The organism is Pseudomonas sp. lyk4-R2A-10 (assembly GCF_030209075.1).
In the GTDB taxonomy this organism is placed as follows: domain Bacteria; phylum Pseudomonadota; class Gammaproteobacteria; order Pseudomonadales; family Pseudomonadaceae; genus Aquipseudomonas; species Aquipseudomonas glycinae.
In genome coordinates, this window is sequence record NZ_JARVSR010000022.1 from 44,324 (window position 1) to 64,501 (window position 20,178).

Annotated in this window: 24 protein-coding genes; 7 read left to right on the forward strand and 17 right to left on the reverse strand. The window is 60.7% G+C overall.

Annotated elements, in window-relative coordinates:
• The first annotated feature begins 87 nt into the window (after positions 1–87).
• The gene (locus QRN46_RS28380; RefSeq protein WP_011335919.1) at positions 88–606 is read left to right on the forward strand and encodes an acyloxyacyl hydrolase; all 519 of its coding nucleotides are present in this window, start codon (positions 88–90) and stop codon (positions 604–606) included.
• Positions 607–646: 40 nt separating this feature from the next.
• Here QRN46_RS28380 and QRN46_RS28385 read toward each other — a convergent pair whose 3' ends face one another.
• The 12 genes from QRN46_RS28385 to QRN46_RS28440 form a co-directional block, all read right to left on the reverse strand.
• On the reverse strand, positions 647–952 hold the full coding sequence (locus QRN46_RS28385; protein WP_011335918.1) for a YkgJ family cysteine cluster protein: 306 nt from the start codon (positions 950–952) through the stop codon (positions 647–649).
• 52 nt (positions 953–1,004) lie between these two features.
• The gene (locus tag QRN46_RS28390) at positions 1,005–1,496 is read right to left on the reverse strand and encodes a DUF2878 domain-containing protein (protein ID WP_011335917.1); all 492 of its coding nucleotides are present in this window, start codon (positions 1,494–1,496) and stop codon (positions 1,005–1,007) included.
• Positions 1,489–2,760: an SAM-dependent methyltransferase gene (locus QRN46_RS28395; RefSeq protein ID WP_285358750.1), complete on the reverse strand. Its 1,272-nt coding sequence runs from the start codon at positions 2,758–2,760 to the stop codon at positions 1,489–1,491. Before QRN46_RS28395 ends, QRN46_RS28390 begins: the two co-directional genes overlap by 8 nt.
• Positions 2,747–3,562 (reverse strand): DUF1365 domain-containing protein, encoded by an 816-nt coding sequence (locus QRN46_RS28400; RefSeq protein ID WP_285358752.1) that lies wholly within the window; start codon positions 3,560–3,562, stop codon positions 2,747–2,749. The genes QRN46_RS28395 and QRN46_RS28400 overlap by 14 nt, the downstream gene beginning before the upstream one ends.
• The gene (locus QRN46_RS28405; protein ID WP_064384002.1) at positions 3,559–4,806 is read right to left on the reverse strand and encodes an NAD(P)/FAD-dependent oxidoreductase; all 1,248 of its coding nucleotides are present in this window, start codon (positions 4,804–4,806) and stop codon (positions 3,559–3,561) included. Before QRN46_RS28405 ends, QRN46_RS28400 begins: the two co-directional genes overlap by 4 nt.
• Complete coding sequence (locus QRN46_RS28410; protein ID WP_064384001.1) at positions 4,803–5,585, reverse strand: SDR family NAD(P)-dependent oxidoreductase; 783 nt, start codon at positions 5,583–5,585, stop codon at positions 4,803–4,805. The genes QRN46_RS28405 and QRN46_RS28410 overlap by 4 nt, the downstream gene beginning before the upstream one ends.
• On the reverse strand, positions 5,582–6,004 hold the full coding sequence (locus QRN46_RS28415) for a nuclear transport factor 2 family protein (protein WP_285358756.1): 423 nt from the start codon (positions 6,002–6,004) through the stop codon (positions 5,582–5,584). The genes QRN46_RS28410 and QRN46_RS28415 overlap by 4 nt, the downstream gene beginning before the upstream one ends.
• A complete protein-coding gene (gene phrB / locus QRN46_RS28420) occupies positions 5,997–7,442 on the reverse strand; it encodes a deoxyribodipyrimidine photo-lyase (protein ID WP_285358757.1) in 1,446 nt (481 codons plus the stop codon). The genes QRN46_RS28415 and phrB overlap by 8 nt, the downstream gene beginning before the upstream one ends.
• A 20-nt stretch (positions 7,443–7,462) precedes the next feature.
• A complete protein-coding gene (locus QRN46_RS28425) occupies positions 7,463–8,404 on the reverse strand; it encodes a MerR family transcriptional regulator (protein WP_011335910.1) in 942 nt (313 codons plus the stop codon).
• Positions 8,404–9,366: a YbgA family protein gene (locus QRN46_RS28430; RefSeq protein WP_285358758.1), complete on the reverse strand. Its 963-nt coding sequence runs from the start codon at positions 9,364–9,366 to the stop codon at positions 8,404–8,406. The genes QRN46_RS28425 and QRN46_RS28430 overlap by 1 nt, the downstream gene beginning before the upstream one ends.
• A 111-nt stretch (positions 9,367–9,477) precedes the next feature.
• Entirely contained in the window at positions 9,478–9,693 is a 216-nt protein-coding gene (locus tag QRN46_RS28435; protein WP_064383996.1) for a TIGR02450 family Trp-rich protein, read from the reverse strand.
• Positions 9,690–10,676 (reverse strand): NAD(P)/FAD-dependent oxidoreductase, encoded by a 987-nt coding sequence (locus QRN46_RS28440; protein ID WP_179693763.1) that lies wholly within the window; start codon positions 10,674–10,676, stop codon positions 9,690–9,692. The genes QRN46_RS28435 and QRN46_RS28440 overlap by 4 nt, the downstream gene beginning before the upstream one ends.
• Positions 10,677–10,873: 197 nt before the next feature.
• Between QRN46_RS28440 and QRN46_RS28445 the strand changes: the two genes are divergently transcribed.
• The gene (locus tag QRN46_RS28445) at positions 10,874–11,776 is read left to right on the forward strand and encodes a TIGR01777 family oxidoreductase (RefSeq protein WP_285358761.1); all 903 of its coding nucleotides are present in this window, start codon (positions 10,874–10,876) and stop codon (positions 11,774–11,776) included.
• Between the two features lie 13 nt (positions 11,777–11,789).
• Complete coding sequence (gene hemH / locus QRN46_RS28450) at positions 11,790–12,815, forward strand: ferrochelatase (protein WP_011335905.1); 1,026 nt, start codon at positions 11,790–11,792, stop codon at positions 12,813–12,815.
• Between the two features lie 110 nt (positions 12,816–12,925).
• Here the strand turns inward: hemH and QRN46_RS28455 are convergent, their stop codons facing one another.
• Together QRN46_RS28455 and upp are read right to left on the reverse strand one after the other, a co-directional pair.
• Positions 12,926–14,200: a uracil-xanthine permease family protein gene (locus QRN46_RS28455; protein ID WP_221615244.1), complete on the reverse strand. Its 1,275-nt coding sequence runs from the start codon at positions 14,198–14,200 to the stop codon at positions 12,926–12,928.
• A gap of 2 nt (positions 14,201–14,202) precedes the next feature.
• Positions 14,203–14,841, reverse strand: coding sequence for a uracil phosphoribosyltransferase (upp, locus tag QRN46_RS28460; protein WP_011335903.1), 639 nt, complete (start codon positions 14,839–14,841; stop codon positions 14,203–14,205).
• Positions 14,842–15,006: 165 nt separating this feature from the next.
• On the opposite strand from upp, the gene QRN46_RS28465 reads away from it, so the two are divergent.
• The 3 genes from QRN46_RS28465 to QRN46_RS28475 all read left to right on the forward strand — a co-directional run bounded on the left by QRN46_RS28465 (position 15,007) and on the right by QRN46_RS28475 (position 16,480).
• On the forward strand, positions 15,007–15,564 hold the full coding sequence (locus tag QRN46_RS28465) for a hypoxanthine-guanine phosphoribosyltransferase (protein ID WP_007951681.1): 558 nt from the start codon (positions 15,007–15,009) through the stop codon (positions 15,562–15,564).
• Positions 15,565–15,649: 85 nt separating this feature from the next.
• On the forward strand, positions 15,650–16,129 hold the full coding sequence (locus tag QRN46_RS28470) for a hypothetical protein (RefSeq protein WP_285358763.1): 480 nt from the start codon (positions 15,650–15,652) through the stop codon (positions 16,127–16,129).
• 63 nt (positions 16,130–16,192) lie between these two features.
• Positions 16,193–16,480: a PA4642 family protein gene (locus tag QRN46_RS28475; RefSeq protein WP_007951679.1), complete on the forward strand. Its 288-nt coding sequence runs from the start codon at positions 16,193–16,195 to the stop codon at positions 16,478–16,480.
• 74 nt (positions 16,481–16,554) lie between these two features.
• Here the strand turns inward: QRN46_RS28475 and mqo are convergent, their stop codons facing one another.
• Both mqo and QRN46_RS28485 read right to left on the reverse strand, forming a co-directional pair.
• Positions 16,555–18,063 carry a malate dehydrogenase (quinone) gene (gene mqo, locus QRN46_RS28480; protein WP_011335902.1) on the reverse strand — a complete coding sequence of 503 codons (1,509 nt, stop codon included), beginning with the start codon at positions 18,061–18,063 and terminating at the stop codon, positions 16,555–16,557.
• A gap of 700 nt (positions 18,064–18,763) precedes the next feature.
• Positions 18,764–18,997 (reverse strand): hypothetical protein, encoded by a 234-nt coding sequence (locus QRN46_RS28485; RefSeq protein WP_011335901.1) that lies wholly within the window; start codon positions 18,995–18,997, stop codon positions 18,764–18,766.
• A 190-nt stretch (positions 18,998–19,187) separates the two neighbouring features.
• On the opposite strand from QRN46_RS28485, the gene QRN46_RS28490 reads away from it, so the two are divergent.
• On the forward strand, positions 19,188–19,772 hold the full coding sequence (locus tag QRN46_RS28490; protein WP_011335900.1) for a YajG family lipoprotein: 585 nt from the start codon (positions 19,188–19,190) through the stop codon (positions 19,770–19,772).
• A gap of 55 nt (positions 19,773–19,827) precedes the next feature.
• On the opposite strand, the gene QRN46_RS28495 is transcribed toward QRN46_RS28490, so the two are convergent.
• Entirely contained in the window at positions 19,828–20,034 is a 207-nt protein-coding gene (locus tag QRN46_RS28495; RefSeq protein ID WP_039766399.1) for a hypothetical protein, read from the reverse strand.
• Between the last annotated feature and the right edge of the window lie 144 nt (positions 20,035–20,178).

Below are 20,178 nucleotides of genomic sequence, written 5' to 3' on the forward strand. Positions count from 1 at the left end.
CAGCTGAACTTCTGACCAAGCGCAGATTTCTATAGCGCAGAGTGACCTAGAAAACCAAACGATCGTTCCGGAAAAGGAAGTTTCAAAGTGAAGCGACTATTCTGCTTGGCCGCGATTGCGGCTGCACTGATGGGGCAAAGTTTTACCGCACAGGCTGCTGGCGTCGAGTTTGCAGTGGGTGCTACCAGCGATTCGACCATGACTTATCGCCTGGGCATGAATTTCGACTGGGACAAGAGTTGGCTGCAAAGTGACGTCGGTCGTCTGACCGGTTACTGGAGCGGCGCCTACACTTATTGGGAAGGCGACAAGACGTCGAGCAACAACAGCCTGTCGTTCTCGCCGGTGTTTGTTTACGAGTTCGCCGGTCAGTCGGTCAAACCGTATGTCGAGGCGGGGATCGGCGTGGCGCTGTTCTCCAACACCGAATACGAAGACAACAAGCTCGGCGGTTCCTTCCAGTTCGAAGACCGCCTTGGTTTCGGCCTGCGCTTCAATGGCGGGCATGAAGTCGGGATCCGTGCGACGCACTATTCCAACGCCGGCCTGAGCAGCGACAACGATGGGGTCGAAAGCTACTCGCTGCATTACACGATGCCGTTGTAACCCCCATGAAAAAGGAGCGCCTGGCGCTCCTTTTTTGTATTCAGCGATACGCCGTGGCAATCCCCTGGCGTTCGTCGATGCATTCCGGCGCGCCCATTTCGAACTCGCGGCAGATCAGCGGACGCTTCTCGTAGATCGTGCACATCATCGTGTCGCGATCCAGCGCCGCGCACCAGCCGTCATCCAGACGCAGCATCACCTCTCCACCCCAATCGTCGGTATCGATAAAACGCTCGGGCACGCCGGTATCGGTGATCAGCATCACTTCGAGCTGACAGCAGCAGGCTGCACAGGTCGAGCAGGTGACAACGGGCTCGGCGATCTGCCGATGGGGAATGGTTTTCATGGCGCCAGTGTACGGTAGTGGCCGATGACCGTGTGAAAGGCCTGACAGGCGTTTACCTTGCCAGCCGCCGGGACAATTGGTGCAACAGCGGAAACAGCAATCCCCACAGCAGCGCGATGCCGATCAGGGTCGCGAGCTCTCCGAAGGGAAATTGCACGCCAGCCAGTCGTCCGCCGGCGCCATAGGACAACGCGCCCCCTGCCGCCCCCAGCAGACTGGCCAGCCACCATGGCCTCGCGCTCCATTGCAGGCAATGACGTAATGTCGTGGCAAACAACGCCCACAACAACATCAGCCACAGCGGAATCAGCGGCGACAGATCCTTGAACTCGAAGACCCCGAGACCGCGCAGCGTACTGTCCACCGTCGTGCCGATAATCACAACGCAGAGCAACAGGCGACCTTCCTGCGCCCAGCTGCTGATCCAGCGCAGATGAATCACCAGCACCGCCAGCGCCAGTAGCAGCCAAAGGCTGTCGCCACCGAGCACGCAGGCCAGCCAGCCGATCTGGAACAGCACCGCGTTGGCCAACCGCTCAAGCATCGAACCGGCCCAGCAAAGGCTCGGTCATCGCCGCCGGTTTGGCCAGCACCAGTTGTGCGGTGCCGATGGTGCGCTCGAGGAATCCGCCCTCGCAGTAACACAGGTAGAACTCCCACAACCTGAGGAAGTAATCGTCATAGCCCAGTTCGGTCAGACGGCCGTGAGCATGGCGAAAGTTCTCGTGCCACAGACGCAGGGTGCGGGCGTAATGCAGGCCGAAATCTTCCATGTGCAGCAGGTTCATGTCGGTGTCGCGGCCGACGATTTCGAGCATTTTCTGCACGCAGGGCAGGGCGCCGCCGGGGAAAATGTAGCGCTGGATGAAGTCCACGCCACGGCGGGCCTGTTCGTAACGCTGTTCGCGGATGGTGATCGCTTGCAGCAGCATCAGGCCGTTGCTCTTGAGCAGCTGCGCGCATTGCTTGAAGTAGGTCGGCAGGAAGCGGTGGCCGACCGCCTCGATCATCTCGATCGATACCAGTTTGTCGTACTGGCCGGTGAGGTCGCGGTAGTCCTTGAGTAGCAGCGTCACCTGATCCTGCAAACCGAGGCGTTCGATGCGGGCCGCGGTGAAGGCGAACTGCTCTTTCGACAGCGTGGTGGTGGTGACTTTGCAGCCATAGTGCTGCGCCGCGTAGAGCGCCATGCTGCCCCAACCGGTGCCGATTTCCAGCAGATGGTCGCCGGGCTTGAGCGCGAGTTTCTGGCAGATCCGCTCCAGCTTGTTCAGCTGCGCCTGCTCCAGGCTCTCGTCAGGGCTGAGGAACTGCGCGGCCGAATACATCATGGTCGGATCGAGAAACTGCTCGAACAGGTCATTGCCCAGATCGTAATGAGCGGCGATGTTTTTCTGCGAGCCCTTGCGCGTATTGCGGTTGAGCCAGTGCAGCCCGCGCACCAGTGGGCGACCGAGCCGGGCCAGGCCACCTTCCATTGCGTCGAGCACTTCAAGGTTGCTGACGAAGACCCGCACCACGGCCGTCAGGTCCGGCGAGCGCCAGTAGCCATGGATGAAGGCTTCGCCCGCACCGATCGAACCATTGCCGGCGACCAGGCCCCAGACGGCCGGATCCAGAACTTGAATCTCGCCCACCAGGGCGCTGCCCGGCGTGCCGAAGACGTGGCGCTCGCCGTCCTCGATGACGATCAGTTGACCCTGCTTGAGCTGCTCCAGCTGGCGCAGTACTCCCCGGCGCAGCAGCGAACCGCTCAGGCCGTGAGGGCTGAACAGGCTGGCTTTGGCCGAGACGCTAGTGGATTTCATGGTGGCGTTCCTCGGTCGGTACAGTGGCGGTTCGAAAACGGTCGTCGGCGCGCTGGTGGTCATACACCGGGGTGCGCTTGAGCAACAGGCGCAGCGCCTGCCAATAGATCGCCAGCGCGGTCTTGGCAGTCATCCAGGGAAAGCGCCACAGGTGTCGGTGCAAGTGGCTTCGATCAAGGGGGGCGCGTTGCAGGTCGAGGGTGGCGTCGAACAGTTTTTGCTCACCCTGCCAGTCGGCCATGTGTACGCCCAAAGTCTGCGCGGCCGGGCTGAAGCTCATGCGGTATTCCAGGTCCGGCGGCAGGAACGGCGACACGTGAAAGGCCTTGGTCACGGCAAAGTGCTGATGAAAGTCCTGCAGATGAGTCGGCGTTCGAGCCGGCAGCACGTAGTGATAACGCTCGCGCCACGGCGTGTTGCGGACTTCGCAGAGAATCGCCGCCAGTTGGCCGTCGGCCTCGTGGCAATAGAAAAAGCTCACCGGGTTGAACGACAGGCCCCAGCTGCGCGGTTGGGTCAGCAGGCAGATCGAACCTTGCGGCGCATGGCCCAGGGCTTCGCCCACCAACTGGCGCACCGCATCGCTCAGGCGCACGCCCCGGTCGGTGAAGGTTTTCAGGTAATCGGTTTCGCGAAATGAAAACGGCGCAAAGCGGCTGGTGCCCGCCAGTCGGGACAGGCCCAGCACCGCTTCCTGTTCAGCCAGATCCAGATACAGCATGCCGATCCGGTAACGGAATTGATGACGGCGCGGTGCGAATCGCCGATGGGCAATCCAGCCACTGTAGAGCGCGCTGTTCACAGACTTTCTCCGAAGGCTGCGGCCACGCGCAGGGCGCTGACCACGCCGTCCTCATGAAAACCGTTGGCCCAATAGGCGCCGCAATAATGCGTGTGTTGCGCGCCGTCGATTTCAGCCCAGCGCTGCTGTGCCGCCACGGCCGCGAGGCTGAATTGCGGGTGGGCATAGGTGAAGCGCGCCAGCACTTTGGACGGCGTGATGCCAGCGCTCTGGTTGAGGCTGACGCAGAACGTGGTGTCGCTCTGGATGCCTTGCAGAATATTCATGTCGTAGGTCACGGCCGCCCGGGTATGACCGGCTCCGCCGAGGCGATAGTTCCAGCTGGCCCAGGCCCGCTTGCGCGTGGGCAGCAGACGGGTGTCGGTGTGCAGCAGCACTTCGTTGTCGGCGTAGGGCAGGGCGCCGAGGATTTCCCTTTCTTTATCGTCAGGACTTCCCAGCAGTCGCAGGGCCTGGTCGCTGTGGCAGGCCAGCACCACTTTGTCGAAACGTTCGATGCCGGCCGGGCTGTGGATAACCACGCCGTGCGCATCACGATCGATCCGGCCCACCGGGCAATTCAGGCGGATACGCTCCTTGAACGATGCGGTCAACGGCGCAATGTAAGCGCTGGAACCCCCCTCGATGACCTGCCATTGCGGACGGTTGCTGACCGACAGCAACCCGTGGTTCTCAAAAAAACGCACGAAGAACTGCAACGGAAAATTGAGCATTTCGGCCATCGGCATCGACCAGATCGCCGCGCCCATCGGCACGATGTAATGCAGGATGAAGCGCTCGCCGTAAGCGCCGGCCTTGAGGTAATCGTCGAGTGTGGTGTCCGCGGTGATCCGCTGTTCGGCAAGGTCGCGCCGGGCTTCTTTATTGAATCGCAGGATGTCGCGCAACATGCCCCAGAATCCGGGCGACAGCAGATTGCTGCGCTGGGCAAACAGGCTGTTCAGGTTGTTGCCGTTGTATTCCAGACCGGTGTCCGGATCGTTGACCGAAAAGCTCATCTCGGTGGGTTTGAACGTCACACCCAGTTGGCCAAGCAAACGGATGAAGTTGGGATACGTCCAGTCGTTGAACACGATGAAGCCGGTGTCCACCGCATACTCGCGCCCGTCCACGGTCACAGGCACGGTGTGCGTGTGGCCGCCGATCCGGGCGTCGGCTTCGAACACCGTAATGTCATGCCGACGAGCGAGCAGATAGGCACAGGTCAAACCGGCGATGCCGCTGCCGACAATGGCGATCTTCATGTTGCGTCCTTGAGCGGAGGGTTGCTGCGCACCATGCGTTTGCCAATTGCCAGTTGTACCCGCGCAGGCATTTTCGACAGTGGCCACAGAACCGCCATGAACAGTGCCGGAAAGGCGATTTCCAGCGGTCGATCTTTCAGCTTGGCGAAGATGTGCCGTGCGGCTTTATCCACAGGCCAACTGAGAGGCATCGGGAAATCATTTTTGGCGGTCAGCGGTGTCTCTACAAAACCGGGGCTGATCACGGTCACTTCAATGCCTTCGTCCGCCAGATCGATACGCAGGGACTCGAACAGATAGCGCAGCCCGGCCTTCGATGCGCCATAGGCTTCGGCGCGGGGCAGCGGCACATAGGTCACCGAGCTGGCCATGCCCACCAGATGCGGTGCCGTCCCTTTGCGCAGCAAGGGCAGCGCGGCTTCGATGCAATAGCTGCTGGCGAGCAGGTTGGTGCGCACCACGTGCTCGATGATCGAGGCGTCGAACTGCCGGGCATCGACGTACTCACAGGTGCCGGCGTTGAGGATCACTGTGTCCAGCGCGCCCCAGTCCATGGCGATCTTCTCGCCGATTTCCCGGACAGTCTGGCTGTTGGTCAGGTCTCCCGGCACTACCAGCACCTGGCCCGGATAGCGCTGTGCCAACACTTTGAGCGGCGCGACCTGTCGGGAACTGACCGCCAGATGTGCGCCGCTCTTCAGAATTTCTTCCGCAAGTGCCGCGCCGATGCCACTGCTGGCACCGGTCAGCCAATAACGCCGTGGAGCTGTACGACTCATCCCAATCTCCTTTTCAGCCAAGCGATCACCCGACCCAATATGGGTAAATGTTCATAAAGCAGTGCTCCGGCATCGAAGTAATCCCGATGACGGTAGACCTTGTCGCGCCAGAGCAGGTGCGAGCAGCCGGAGACTCGAATCAGTTGCCCGCTGGCCAGGCGCGGGTGGCGGTAGCTCATGACCCAGCGCAAATAACCTTCGCCGTCGCCGATCTGGTCGAAACCATGGAAATCAAAGCGCAGTTCGTTGACGTTGGCGTACAACTCGCTGAAGTAGCTGCGCAGTTGCGCCAGTCCCTGCACTTCGTGCAGCGGATCGGTGAAATGAACGTCCTCGCTGTACAGTTCGTCCAGTTTGCGCAAGTTGTCTTTATTCAACTGTGCGAACCGCTGGGCAAAACCGCGCAGAAATTCACTCATCGCTCTCTCCTTGAGACGACCGCGACGGCAGGTTCTTGAAGGCTGCCAGCGCCCGCTCCCGCGATGTGCTCAGATTGACGATCGGCGGCGGATAGTCCGCGACGCCGAACAGCCCGCCGGCACTGGCCGGGTTGTGTACGTCTTTTTTGTTCAGTCCGGCCAGCTCCGGCAGCCAGTGCTTGATGAACAAGCCTTCGCTGTCGAATTTTTCCGACTGGCTGACCGGGTTGAAGATGCGAAAGTACGGCGCCGAGTCGGTGCCGGTCGAGGCGCTCCACTGCCAGCCGCCGTTGTTCGCGGCCAGGTCGCCGTCGATCAGGTGGCGCATGAAGAAACGCTCGCCTTCGCGCCAGTCGATCAACAGGTTCTTGGTCAGAAACATCGCCACCACCATTCGCAGGCGGTTGTGCATCCAGCCGGTTTCCAGCAGTTGGCGCATGGCCGCGTCGATGATCGGCAAGCCGGTGCGGGCCTCTTGCCAGGCGGCCAGGTCCTCGGGGGCATTGCGCCAGGCCAGGTCTTCGGTTTCCGGACGGAATGCGCGATGCCGTGAAACCCGCGGATAGCCGACGAGGATGTGTTTGTAAAACTCACGCCACAGCAATTCATTGATCCACGTGACAGCGCCGACCTTGCCGCTTTCGAATTCGCCCTGATTGCTTTGCAGGGCCGCGTGCAGGCATTGGCGCGGCGAGATCACGCCGGCGGCCAGATAAGCCGAGAGCTGGCTGGTGCCGGGTTTGGCCGGGAAGTCACGTTCGCTCTTGTAATAGTCGATCTGTGCATCGGCGAACGTGTCGAGGCGTCGCCGGGCCTCGGTTTCACCGGCGGGCCACAGGGCGCGCAGGGATGCGCCGGGAGTCGGGAATCCTTCGATGGCTTCTGGAACGGGGTCGCTGGCGATGTTCAGCGCTGACTGTTTGCCCGGCGCCTGTTTCAGCGAAGGCATCGAACGGTGCAGGTGCTCGTAGCAGACTTTGCGGAACTGACTGAACACCTGAAAGTAAGTGCCGGTGCGGGTCAGCACGCTGCCGGGCTTGAACAGCAATTGGTCGAGGTAGCTATGGAACGTTATGCCTTCGGCTTGCAGCGCCTTGGCAACGGCTGCGTCGCGACGGCTTTCGTTGATGCCGTATTCCTCGTTGACGTGCACTGCCTCGATCTTCAGTTGCCGACACAGCTCGAGCAGCACCACCGGTGCCTGATCCCAGTGAGGCGCGGTGCGGATCAGGAGCGGGATGTTCAGGTCGCCGAGGCTTTTGCTCAGCTCGTGCAGATTGCGCAGCCAGAAATCGATCTTGCACGGCGCGTCGTCATGTTCCTGCCATTGCTGCGGGCTCAACAGGTACACGGCCACGCTCGGGCCACGCTCGGCGGCGGCTGCGAGGGCAGTGTTGTCATGTTGGCGCAAGTCGCTGCGCAGCCAGATCAATTGCATGTCGGTTTCTGTCTGAATCATTAAATCAACCCACGCTGAACGAGTGCCCGATGCGCCGAAAGAGGATCTTCGGCCAGCAGCAGATCTGCGATTTCGGAAGTTCTGGCGGACAACTCGGCGTGGTGAATGCACACCGTGGGTCCGGCAATCAGTTTCGGGCAACTGATGCCATTCAACAGTTTCGGCAGTTGGGCAAGGTTCAGGGCTTTGCTGGAATACAGCAGTACGCCACGGGCTTGCAGGGTATCGGTTGCCAATGCCAGTTCGCCGGCCGGCAGCGGCCAGTCGAGTACTTGTACCGGGCAATCGGCGCTGCTGATGAGCCAGGCGCAGAGCCACAGATGCGGCTCCAGCGCCAGATCCGATTGATTGACCAGCAGCAGCGGCGCAGTGCGCAACTGACGGTTGTTATGGTAGATGCGTGCGCCGAATTTACTGCGCAACCAGGCATAAAAGAACACGCGCTCCATCTGCGCGCCGAACTGGCCCTGCCAACGTTGTTCGAGATCGCTCAGCAGCGGCAGCAACAATTGCTCGCACAGGGTGCGTGGCGGATACAGCGCCATCGCCTGGTTGACGCTGTCGTCAAGGCTGCGCTCGTTCAGTTGAGTGACCGCCAACAGGGCGGCCTGACGCAGGGGATGCCATTCGTCTTCCACCGGTTCGTTCAAGGCCTGCGCCGTGTCGAGCAGCGGTTTGACCTGGCTGACCGCTACGCCACGGTTGAGCCAGGTGAGAATATTCTGGATACGCAGCACATGATCGGCGTTGTACAGGCGATGGCCCTTGGGCGTGCGTTGCGGCACGATCAGCCCGTAGCGCCGTTCCCAAGCGCGCAGGGTGACGGCATTGACGCCGGTCTGACGCGCGACTTCGCGGATCGGCAGCCAGCCTTCGTCGAGGGCTTTCTTGAAGTCGGCGCCGAGGTCTTCCCGGGCGCTGGTGTCGGGTGAGTCGTTCATCAAATGGCGTTTCGCAGGCTGAGGTTTTCCGGATGCGGCTGCAGGTACACCTGCTGCGCAATGTAGGGATCCGGGTGGAGGCGAAAGTGATGCTTGAGCAGCGTCAGCGGTACCACCAGCGGCACGATGCCGTGTCGGTATTGGCCGATGATGTGCTGCACTTCCTGTTTGTCTTCTGGGCTGATGGCCTGCTTCAGGTAGCCACTGATGTGCTGCAGGACATTGCTGTGGGTGCGGCGGGTGGCGCATTTCTTGAGTGCCGCCATCAGTTCACTGAAATAGCGTGGGCCCACTTCGATCGGGTCGGTCCGGCCCATGTTGCCCAGCAGATTGCCCAGCGCCTTGTATTGCACCGGATTGTGAGCCATCAGCAGGTATTTGTAGCGCGAATGGAAGTCGGTGAGCGCGCGGCGGCTCAAGCCTTGCTTGAGCACTTGCTGCCATTCGCGGTAGGCGAGTACGCGGGTGATGAAATTTTCCCGCAGCACCGGATCGTTAAGACGCCCGGCTTCTTCCACCGGCAGGTCCGGATGCCGTGCACAGAACGCGTCGGCGTAAATACCGCGCCCGCCACCATTCACCGGTGCGCCGTTGGCGTGGTAGACCTTGACCCGCTCCAGTCCGCAGGACGGCGATTGCTGCATGAAGATGTAGCCGCAGATGTCACTGAGTTCCCCGGCCATTTTCTCGCCGTAAGCGGCCAGTGGCTGGGTAACATTGATCGATGGATTGACGGTGCCGACCGCATCAGGCTTTTGCGGGTCGCCCACCAGACGAATCGGCTCGCGGGGTATCCCGAGACCAATCGCTACCTCAGGACAGACGGGAACGAACTCAAAATGCTCGGCCAGGGTGCGGCTGCACAAACGCGATTCCTTGTGGCCGCCGTTGTAGCGAACTTCGGCCCCCATCAGGCAGGCGCTGATGGCGATTTTTGGCAGGGACGTCGATGAGTCGGACATGCAACAACCTCGAATCTGATCCTGTACAGACGAATAGATCTGTACAACATTCTCTCAGCATAGATTCATGGGTGTACAAGTCAAACTTTTTGTATAAGTTTTTTGAGGTTTTTAGCGCCAGCCCATTTTCCAGTGTGAGTCATCCTGCAAAGCGCGCCAGTCGCATTGCTCGGTACGCCGGGTGAGCACAGCCTGCAATTCGATTTCCAGCACCGTACCGTCCTCGTCACGGAACAGTTCGGTCACCAGAAAATGCTTTTCACGGTTTTGCGGGTGGGCTGCTGTCCATTTCGACAGCAGCAATTTGCGCGGATTGATACGGTTCACTGCAAGTGTTCGTGCAAGCGTCTTGCCGCCTCCTGACCACTGAGCCATGCCCCTTCGACCCGACCCGACAGGCACCAGTCACCACAGGCGTACAGACCCAGGTCGGCGTCGGCCAGGGTGCCCCATTCATGACTGCTGGCCGGCCGGGCATAGAGCCAGCGGTGGGCGAGGCTGAAGGTCGGGGCCGGCATGGCGCTGTGCAGCAATTCGGCAAAGGCGCCGTGCAATTGTTCGATCACCGCTTCCTTGGGCAGGTCAATGTGCTGCCGGCTCCAGGCACTGGTGGCGTGCAGGACCCAGGTGTCGCAGGTGGTCTCGCGTCCCGGTTTGCTGCGGTTGCGGGCCAGCCAGTCGAGGGCGCTGTCCTGGACGAAGCAGCCTTCGATCGGCGTATCCAGCGGTGTGTCGAAGGCGAGGGCGACGGCCCAGGTCGGGTCCATTTTCACTCCGGCGGCGGCACCGGCGAGTTTCGGCGCAGCGGCCAGCAGGGCTGTGGCCTGCGGCGCCGGTGTGGCGATGACGACATGGCTGAACGGCCCGTGGGTGAAACCTTCGGCGTCCTGCAGGTGCCAGTGTTCTTCACCGCGATAGACCTCGGTGATCCGACAAGCAAAGTGCACTTCCAGTCCGTCGAGCAGACCCCGGGTGATGGCGCTCATGCGCGGCGTGCCGACCCAGCGGGTCTGTTCGTCCGGCGACAGGTTCAACTGCCCGCCATGAAAGGTGTAGAGCTGCGGTGCCCATTCGGCGACCCAGCCTTTGCTTTGCCAGCGCTGGACTTCGGTCACGAAGCGTCGGTCACGGGCAGTGAAGTATTGCGCGCCCATGTCCAGCGAGCCGGCATCGCTGCGCTTGCTCGACATGCGCCCGCCGCTGCCGCGGCTTTTATCGAACAACTGGACGGTATGCCCGGCATCCGTAAGAGCCTGGGCGGCGGAGAGTCCGGCGATGCCGGTGCCAATGATTGCGATAGGTACAGTCATAGGGGCCTCGTTTACCTTTCTGTACAGACTACGCCGTGGATGAAACCTGTACAATTCTGTTTTTTGGTATAACTTCCAGCGTTCTGGTTCTGACAGCTTGGCCTATGGTTAAACAATAGAGCCTGCCCGATAGAAAAGATCCCTGTTTATAAAAATAGACTAGTGATCAGGGTAAAACGCCACGCGAGGAAGAAGTCATGCGCATATTGCTGACCGGCGGTACTGGATTGATCGGACGCCAGCTTTGCCGGCACTGGTCCGGGCAGGGGCATCGCCTGACGGTCTGGAGTCGTCGTCCGGAAAAAGTCGCGAACATCTGTGGTGCCCAGGTGCGTGGCATTGCGCGTCTGGAGGACCTTGGCGACGAGCCGGTCGACGTGATCGTCAACCTCGCCGGCGCGCCAATTGCCGACCGGCCGTGGACCCATCGACGCAAGGCGCTGTTGTGGAGCAGCCGGATCTCGCTGACCGAATCGTTGCTGGCGTGGCTGGAAAAACGCGGGCAGAAACCGTCACTGCTGATCTCGGGTTCGGCCGTGGGTTGGTACGGTGACGGCGGCGAGCGCGAGTTGACCGAGGACTCGCCGCCGGTGATCGACGATTTCGCCAGCCAGTTGTGTATCGCCTGGGAAGAAACTGCGCAACGCGCCGAAGCAATGGGTATTCGCGTGGTGCTGGTGCGCACCGGGCTGGTGCTGTCGGCCGAGGGCGGCTTTTTGTCGCGCCTGCTGCTGCCGTTCAAGCTCGGGCTGGGCGGGCCTTTGGGCAACGGTCGGCAGTGGATGCCGTGGATTCATATCGACGATCAAATCGCCCTGATTGATTTTCTTCTGCACTGCAATCAGGCGAGCGGTCCTTATAATGCGTGCGCGCCGAAACCGGTGCGCAATCGCGAGTTCGCCAAGACGCTGGGCAGTGTGCTGCACCGCCCGGCGTTCATGCCGATGCCGGCCCTCGCCTTGAAGGTCGGGCTCGGCGAGATGTCATTGCTGTTGCTGGGTGGCCAACGGGCCATGCCCAAGCGCTTGCTGGAAGCGGGATTCACTTTCCGGTTCACGGATTTACGCGCGGCCCTGGACCATCTTTCCAGCCGCCTCTGAAATAGGACGTTGCATGACCGATCACGCCTTGCTTCTGGTCAACCTGGGTTCGCCGGCCTCCACTTCGGTGGCCGACGTGCGCCGCTATCTCAATCAATTCCTGATGGATCCTTACGTGATCGACCTGCCGTGGCCGGTGCGGCGTCTGCTGGTGTCGCTGATCCTGATCAAGCGCCCCGAGCAGTCGGCCCACGCCTACGCCTCGATCTGGTGGGATGAAGGCTCGCCGCTGGTGGTCCTCAGTCGTCGCCTGCAGCAGCAGATGAAGGCGCAATGGACCCACGGCCCGGTTGAGCTGGCCATGCGTTACGGCGAGCCGTCCATCGAGACAAATCTGCTGAAACTGGTCGCGGCGGGACACAAACGCATCACCCTCGCGCCGCTTTATCCACAGTTTGCCGACAGCACCACGACCACCGTGATCGAAGAAGCCAAGCGTGTGGTGCGCGAGAAAAAACTCGATGTGCAGCTGTCGGTGTTGCAGCCGTTCTACGATCAGCCGGAATACCTCGACGCGCTGGTGGCGAGCGCCAGACCGCACTTGCAGCAGGATTACGATCACCTGTTGCTGAGCTTCCATGGTTTGCCGGAGCGGCACCTGACCAAGCTTGACCCGACCGGTAACCATTGCTTCAAGAATGAAGATTGCTGCAAGAATGCTTCGGCTGCTGTATTGGCCACCTGTTATCGCGCCCAGTGCCTGCGCACAGCGGCGCTGTTCGCAGAACGCATGGGCCTGCCGGACGGCAAATGGTCGGTGTCGTTTCAGTCGCGGCTGGGCCGGGCGAAATGGATCGAACCCTACACCGAAGCGCGGCTGGATGAGCTGGCCAAAAGTGGCGTGAAGAAGATTCTGGTGATGTGCCCGGCGTTTGTCGCCGATTGCATCGAGACCCTGGAAGAGATCGGCGATCGCGGCAAGGAGCAGTTCCGCGAGGCGGGGGGAGAAGAGTTGGTGCTGGTGCCGTGTCTGAATGACGACCCGCAATGGGCGAAGGCGTTGGCAACGTTGTGTGAACGGGCGCCATTGGCTCTCTAGCAGGAGTCAAAAGCTTCGCGAGCAAGCCCGCTCCCACATTTGATTGCATTTCAATGTGGGAGCGGGCTTGCTCGCGAAGACTGACTGTCAGGCGATGAAGATCTAAAAGTTTAGATCAGCGGCTCATCCGCCTTCTTGTGTTTCCAGCTGTCGTTGCCCGGCAGCAGCAGGTTCAGCGCAATCGCCACCACCGCGCACAGCGCGATGCCTTTGAGGCCGAAGTCGTCCGGGCCGGTCCCGGTGCCGACCAGCACACCGCCGATACCGAACACCAGGGTCACCGAAACGATCACCAGATTGCGCGCTTCGCCCAGGTCGATCTTGTGACGGATCAGGGTGTTCATCCCCACCGCCGCGATCGAACCGAACAGCAGGCACAGAATCCCGCCCATCACCGGCACCGGAATGCTTTGCAGCAGGGCGCCGAACTTGCCGATGAACGCCAGGCTGATGGCGAAGATCGCCGCCCAGGTCATGATTTTCGGGTTGTAGTTCTTGGTCAGCATCACCGCGCCGGTCACTTCCGCGTAGGTCGTGTTGGGCGGACCGCCGAACAGGCCGGCTGCCGTGGTGGCGATACCGTCACCGAGCAGGGTGCGATGCAGGCCAGGCTTCTTCAGGTAATCGCGACCGGTCACGCTGCCGACCGCAATCACGCCGCCGATGTGTTCGATGGCCGGGGCCAGCGCCACCGGGACGATGAACAGGATCGCCTGCCAGTTGAACTCCGGCGCGGTGAAATGAGGAAGTGCAAACCATGGGGCCGCCGCAATCTTCGCGGTGTCGACGACACCGAAATAGAAGGACATGGCGAAACCCACGAGCACACCGGAAATGATCGGCACCAGACGGAAAATGCCTTTGCCGAACACCGCCACGATCAACGTGGTCAGCAGCGCCGGCATCGAGATCATCATTGCGGTCTGGTAATGGATCAGCTCCGAGCCGTCGCCAGCCTTGCCCATCGCCATGTTCGCGGCAATCGGCGCCATGGCCAGGCCGATGGAGATGATCACCGGGCCAATTACGACTGGCGGCAGCAGACGGTCAATGAACCCGGTGCCTTTGATCTTCACGGCCAGGCCGAGGAAGGTGTAGACGAAACCGGCCGCCATCACGCCGCCCATGGTCGCGGCGAGGCCGAACTGGCCCTTGGCGAGAATGATCGGGGTGATGAAGGCGAAGCTCGATGCCAGGAACACCGGCACCTGACGCCCGGTGACGATCTGGAACAGAATCGTGCCTAAACCTGCGGTAAACAGTGCCACGTTCGGGTCCAGGCCCGTGATCAGTGGCATCAGCACCAGGGCGCCGAAAGCCACGAACAGCATCTGTGCGCCGGACAGCACCGTACGCCAGAGCGGATCGTTGAACTCTTGCTGCATGCTTACGCGTCCTTCTGCTTGGTGCCGAAGATCTTGTCACCGGCGTCGCCAAGCCCAGGAATGATGTAACCGTGCTCGTTGAGTTTCTGATCGATGGACGCGGTGTAGATGATCACGTCCGGGTGGGCTTGCTCGACAGCGGCAATGCCTTCCGGCGCGGCAACCAGCACCATCGCACGGATGTCCTTGCAACCGGCCTTCTTCAGCAGGTCGATGGTCGCGACCATGGAGCTGCCGGTGGCGAGCATCGGGTCGATGATCATCGCCAGGCGTTCGTCGATTTCCGGAACCAGTTTTTCCAGATAGGTGTGGGCCTGCAGGGTTTCTTCGTTACGGGCAACGCCGACGGCGCTGACTTTCGCACCCGGGATCAGGCTCAGCACGCCTTCGAGCATGCCGATGCCGGCACGCAGGATCGGCACGACGGTGATCTTCTTGCCGGCGATTTTCTCGACCGACACGGTGCCGCACCAACCTTCGATATCGTAGGTTTCCAGCGGCAGGTCTTTGGTAGCTTCATAGGTCAACAGGGCACCGACTTCCTGAGCGAGCTCACGGAAATTCTTGGTGCTGATGTCTGCACGGCGCATAAGGCCAAGTTTGTGACGGATCAGCGGATGGCGGATCTCTTGGATGGACATGGGGAAAGGCTCCGGCGGCGGGCAAAAAAACCGGCCTAGATTAATCTATCCGAGGGTGATGTCCTATAGGACATACAGTACGTTAGTCCACAAATGCTTGATTCGGCCGTGCGGGATGCGTACCTTTGCCCGCTTTTCCGAAACAGACCCCCCTTGGAGAGCGCCATGTCCGCTGATCTCGAGCATATCCGTCAAATCATGCGAGAGGCTGACTGCCTGTACACCGAAGCTGAAGTCGAGGCTGCCATTGCCCGCGTCGGTGCACAAATCAACGAACAACTGGCCGACAGCAACCCGGTGGTGTTCTGCGTGATGAACGGCGGCCTGATCTTCTCCGGCAAACTGCTGACGCATCTGCAGTTCCCGTTGGAAGCGTCCTACCTGCACGCCACCCGTTACCGCAACGAAACCAGCGGCGGCGACCTGTTCTGGAAAGCCAAGCCGGAAGTCTCGTTCATCGACCGTGACGTGCTGATCATCGACGACATCCTCGACGAAGGTCACACCCTGGGCGCGATCATCGACTTTTGCCGTCACGCCGGTGCACGTAAAGTGCACACCGCCGTGCTGATCGACAAGGATCACGATCGCAAGGCCCGTCCTGACCTGAAAGCCGATTTCGTCGGTCTGCCGTGCATCGACCGTTACATCTTCGGTTACGGCATGGACTACAAAGGCTACTGGCGCAACGCCAACGGGATCTTCGCCGTCAAAGGCATGTAAGAACCCCTGAAAGATCGCAGCCCCGGGCTGCGATCTTTTGCTTTAAAGGCTGCTAAAGTGCTCGGCCCCGCCCCCGGAGCCTGTCATGAGCCTCTTGATCCGCAGCTGCGCCGCCCTGTTGCTGACCCTTAGCCTGCCCCTGGCCGCCGCCCCGATGCACAGCCAATTCCTGCCGCCGGACGACCTGACCCTGCGCGATGCCGACCCCGAGCAGCAGCAATTGTTGCAGGTCACCGACTATTCTGTGGTGGTTGGGGCCCAGCGCCAGTCCAATCAGCAGCCGATTCCGGTCACCTCGTCCTTGATGATCCGCCTCAAAGGCAAATCCCTGAACAAGGGAGCGACGATCAATCAGGTGCTGGTCAACTTCGATGGCGAAAGCAAAAGCCTGAAAAAGCCGGTGTATGACGACAAGAGCAAGACCCTTACGCTCTTTTATCCGCTGGCGCAGTACCGGGTGGTGATCGATCTGTTGCGCAACGACACCGTGTATTGCCAGTTTCTGACCTACGCCAACGGCCACATCTGGGCCGATTTGCACACCGGCAGCACGCGCTCGCGTTGAGCCTTGTGCCTGCGCAGGGGTAAACTGCCCGCCCCGTGAAATGTCTGCGAGCTGGAGTCGGCAATGCGTAAAGATAAGAAGCAAGTGATTGGTGACGAGATCGGCGATGAGCAGATCAAGCTGTTCCTCGATTTTGAGCCGGTCGACGCCACCTCGCCGTCGCTGCACAAACTGGTCAAGGCTTACCGTGGCCTGCGTATCGACGATTTCGAGCGTTTCCTGACGTTCTTCGTTGCCGCCGGTTATGACGTGGACGGCAAGGACGAGCACGGCAAGACCTTCGTCGATCAGATCCGCGATCAGCGCAATGCCCCGGAATACATCGAGCTGATCGAGAAAGCACGCGGCTGATAGCCCGAAGTTTTCCACAGGCATAAAAAACGCCCCGCACTCACCGAGTGCGGGGCGTTTTTCATGGAGCCGAATCAGGCGTAGCTTTCGGTCTCGTTGCTGGCTTCAACCAGTTCCAGCGCGACGTTGTTCTGCGTGTTGATCTTGCGATACAGCGCAGCGTCGGTTTCCAGGACCTTTTCGCGGGCCGGGAAGATTTCCGCCAGTTTGGCAGCCCACTCACCCTTGGCCTTGGCCGGGAAGCACTTCTCGATCAGTTCCAGCATGATTGAGACGGTCACCGAAGCGCCTGGCGAAGCGCCGAGCAGGGCGGCGAGGGAGCCGTCCTTCGCTGCCACCAGTTCGGTACCGAACTGCAGGATGCCGCCTTTTTTCGGGTCTTTCTTGATGATCTGCACCCGTTGGCCGGCTACTTCCAGGCGCCAGTCTTCGGCTTTCGCCTCCGGGTAGAAACGGCGCAGGGATTCCAGACGCTGTTCCATCGACTGCATCACTTCGCTGACCAGGTACTTGGTCAGGTCCATGTTGTTTTTCGCCACGGCCAGCATCGGCCCGATGTTGCCGGCGCGAACCGACATCGGCAGGTCCATGAAGGATCCGTGCTTGAGGAACTTGGTGGTGAAACCGGCGTATGGCCCGAACAGCAGGGATTTCTTGCCGTCGACCACGCGGGTGTCCAGGTGCGGCACGGACATCGGTGGCGAACCCACGGCGGCCTGGCTGTAAACCTTGGCCTGGTGATGCTTGACCACTTCCGGGTTGTCGCAACGCAGCCACTGGCCGCTGATCGGGAAGCCGCCGAAGCCTTTGCTCTCTTCGATGCCCGAGGCTTGCAGCAGCGGCAGGGCCGCGCCACCGGCGCCGAGGAACACGAATTTGGCGTCGACTTCACGGCTGCTGCCGCTGTTGACGTCCTTGATGCTGACGGTCCAGCCGTTGCCGTTACGCTTGAGACCGGTCACGCGCTTGCAGTACTTGACCTGGGCATCGGGTGCGCTGGTCAGGTGCTTGAGCAGCTGATTGGTCAGGGCGCCGAAGTTGACGTCGGTGCCGTTGATCACGCGGGTGGCGGCGAGCACCTGGTCTTTCGGACGACCCGGCATCATCAGCGGCATCCACTCGGTCATCTTCGCCTTGTCTTCGGTGTATTCCATGTCGGCGAAGGCGTGGTGCTTGCGCAGCGTATTGAAACGTTCCTTGAGGAACGACACGCCTTTCTCACCCTCGACGTAACTCAGGTGCGGCACCGGGCTGATAAAGGATTTGCACGAGCCGAACGTGCCTTTCTTGGTCAGGTACGACCAGAACTGCTTCGACACCTCGAACTGGGTGTTGATGTGCACGGCCTTCTTGATGTCGACGGTGCCGTCGGCAGCCTGCGGCGTGTAGTTCAGCTCGCACAGGCCGGCGTGGCCGGTACCGGCGTTGTTCCAGGGGTTGGAACTCTCCGCGGCACCGGAATCCATCAACTCGACGACTTCCAGCTTGATCGCCGGGTCGAGCTCTTTGAGCAGTACTGCGAGGGTGGCACTCATGATGCCGGCCCCAACCAGAACTACGTCGACTGCTTCGTTATGCGCCATTTAACGCGTCTCCAAAATCTGCAGCACCAAATTGTCGGCATGGCTGCCAGGCGTCCAGGGCAGGTCAGTTGAGCCCCGGGTATCCTTGGTCAGGTGTGCCATGTCCGAATCTTCGCAATTTTTCGCAACTTCGACGGATGCGTGCGGCCTGGCTTAAAGAGTCCCATGAACTCATTTCGGCACGGGGCTGGCAATTCGACTTATGGTCGAGACATCCGTTTGTGCAACCAAATCCGTAGCGGACAGGCTTCAGGCTCCGGTAGTCGAGGCGTTCCCGTTCCTGTGTCGTTGGGCTGTTTCAGACGCTAATGGTGCATGTTCAGACGCAAAACTATTCATTTGCTCGCCACACTCTTGTGAAGTTGTGAAAACCCGTTTTTTTCACGCTCTTTTGAAGACGTGAACCTCAAAAAGGGCTGTCCGGGGCTGGCACCGTGCCCGGAGGGGCAAACAACTCAGTGGCCGAGCGTCATGACAGCTCTGCAGATTCGCGAAAAGCGGGATTTGCCAGGGAAACAGCAAGCACGCCAGCTTCACTCGATCTGTGTGGGCGGCTCTCTGTGGGCGATTTGGATGCCAATGCAAGCGCATTGACGCTGTTGCGGGGCCCGATCAGGAGACGTCCTTATAATCGGGGGGAGATTGTATCGAAGAAATGCGCGGAGTTGGTCGAGTTTAATGACTTTTATTAGGCATCCGGTCAGATGCTCAACATCGCCTGAGCCCGTGCGCGTGGGCGCTGCTGTTCGACCCGGGCGCTGGCGGGCAGTGGCTGGTGCAGCCAGTTGAGACGGATTTCCTCGATTTCCACCCAGCCGTCACCCATCGGTTGCAGGCTGCATTGCTTGAAGGCCTGGCAATGGCCGTTGTGGTCGAGCAGGGCGAAGCTGCGGTGCAGTGGGCGTGGGGCGAACAACGAGATCAGATAGCGCATGGCTGTGCTCCTTTTAGGGATCTGTGAGCAAGATTGGCAAAGGGCCGTGACGCGCACGTGTATGGGGGGTGACGAATGTGTGACAGGAACCGTTGGCAGCGGGTTTTGTCTGAGATTTCAGTGCTGGTGACCCACAGTGGCCCACCGCTATACTGCCGGCCTGTCTGTGCCTGATTCTGGAGAGAAGAGCATGTTGCAACGCCTGTTGTTCGGTTTGATCACTGTGACCAGTTTGACCCTGGTTGGCTGCGCCCACAGCCCGCAACAACTGAGCCCGGAACCGAAGCTGACCACTCAGCTGGCACCGGTCGGCCATGGCCAGCCTGTCGTGGTCCGCGTGGTCGACGGTCGTCCGTCGCCAACCCTCGGCACCCGTGGCGGCCTGTACCCGGAAACCAGCGCCATCACCGTGCAGCGCGAGCAGATCCTGCCGAAGTTGCAGGCTCAGGCCGAAGCGGCCGTACGTCTGCTGGGCTTCACCCCGTCCAACGGCGCGATGAATGCTCCACAACTGACCGTGACCCTGACTGAACTGAAATACCAGTCGCCGAAAGAAGGCATGTACGTGACCGAGGCCACCATCGGCGCGACCTTCCGCTCCGACGTGCAGAGCGGCAACCGTCGCTACAGCGGCCGTTACGGTGCCTCGCTGGACCAGCGTTTCGGCATGGCGCCGAACCAGGAAACCAACACCAAACTGGTCAGCGACGTGCTGAGCGATGCGCTGACCCGTCTGTTCAAGGACCCGACCGTGGGTCAGGTCCTCGCCGAGTAAGTGTTCGGTTGATGTGAAAAAGCCCGGGGCCAGTGATGGCTCCGGGCTTTTTCGTTCAGGCGGCTTGTGAATAGAAGTCGAGAACGCTGACGCCGGTCAGCAAATCAGTCTCGGGCAAGTCCGCATGCTGATGGCCGCCGAGGGCGCAATACACCAGCCAGTGGCGGTCCTGAACATTGAAGGCCAGGCTGCCGACGAGGGTCTGCTGTTCGTCGGACGGGGAGATGAGGTACAGGCGATCCTGGTTTTCAGCGTGAAGCATGTCGCGTTCCATGTCGGTTTCGAGGCGCGCAGGGTGACTGAAACAAATGACGATGCCGTGACACAGGACAGCCATCGGTCGATTGATGGGTTATTTGTCGCAAAGGCTAGGGCAGTCAGGGAGTGTTTCGGTAGAATCCGCGTC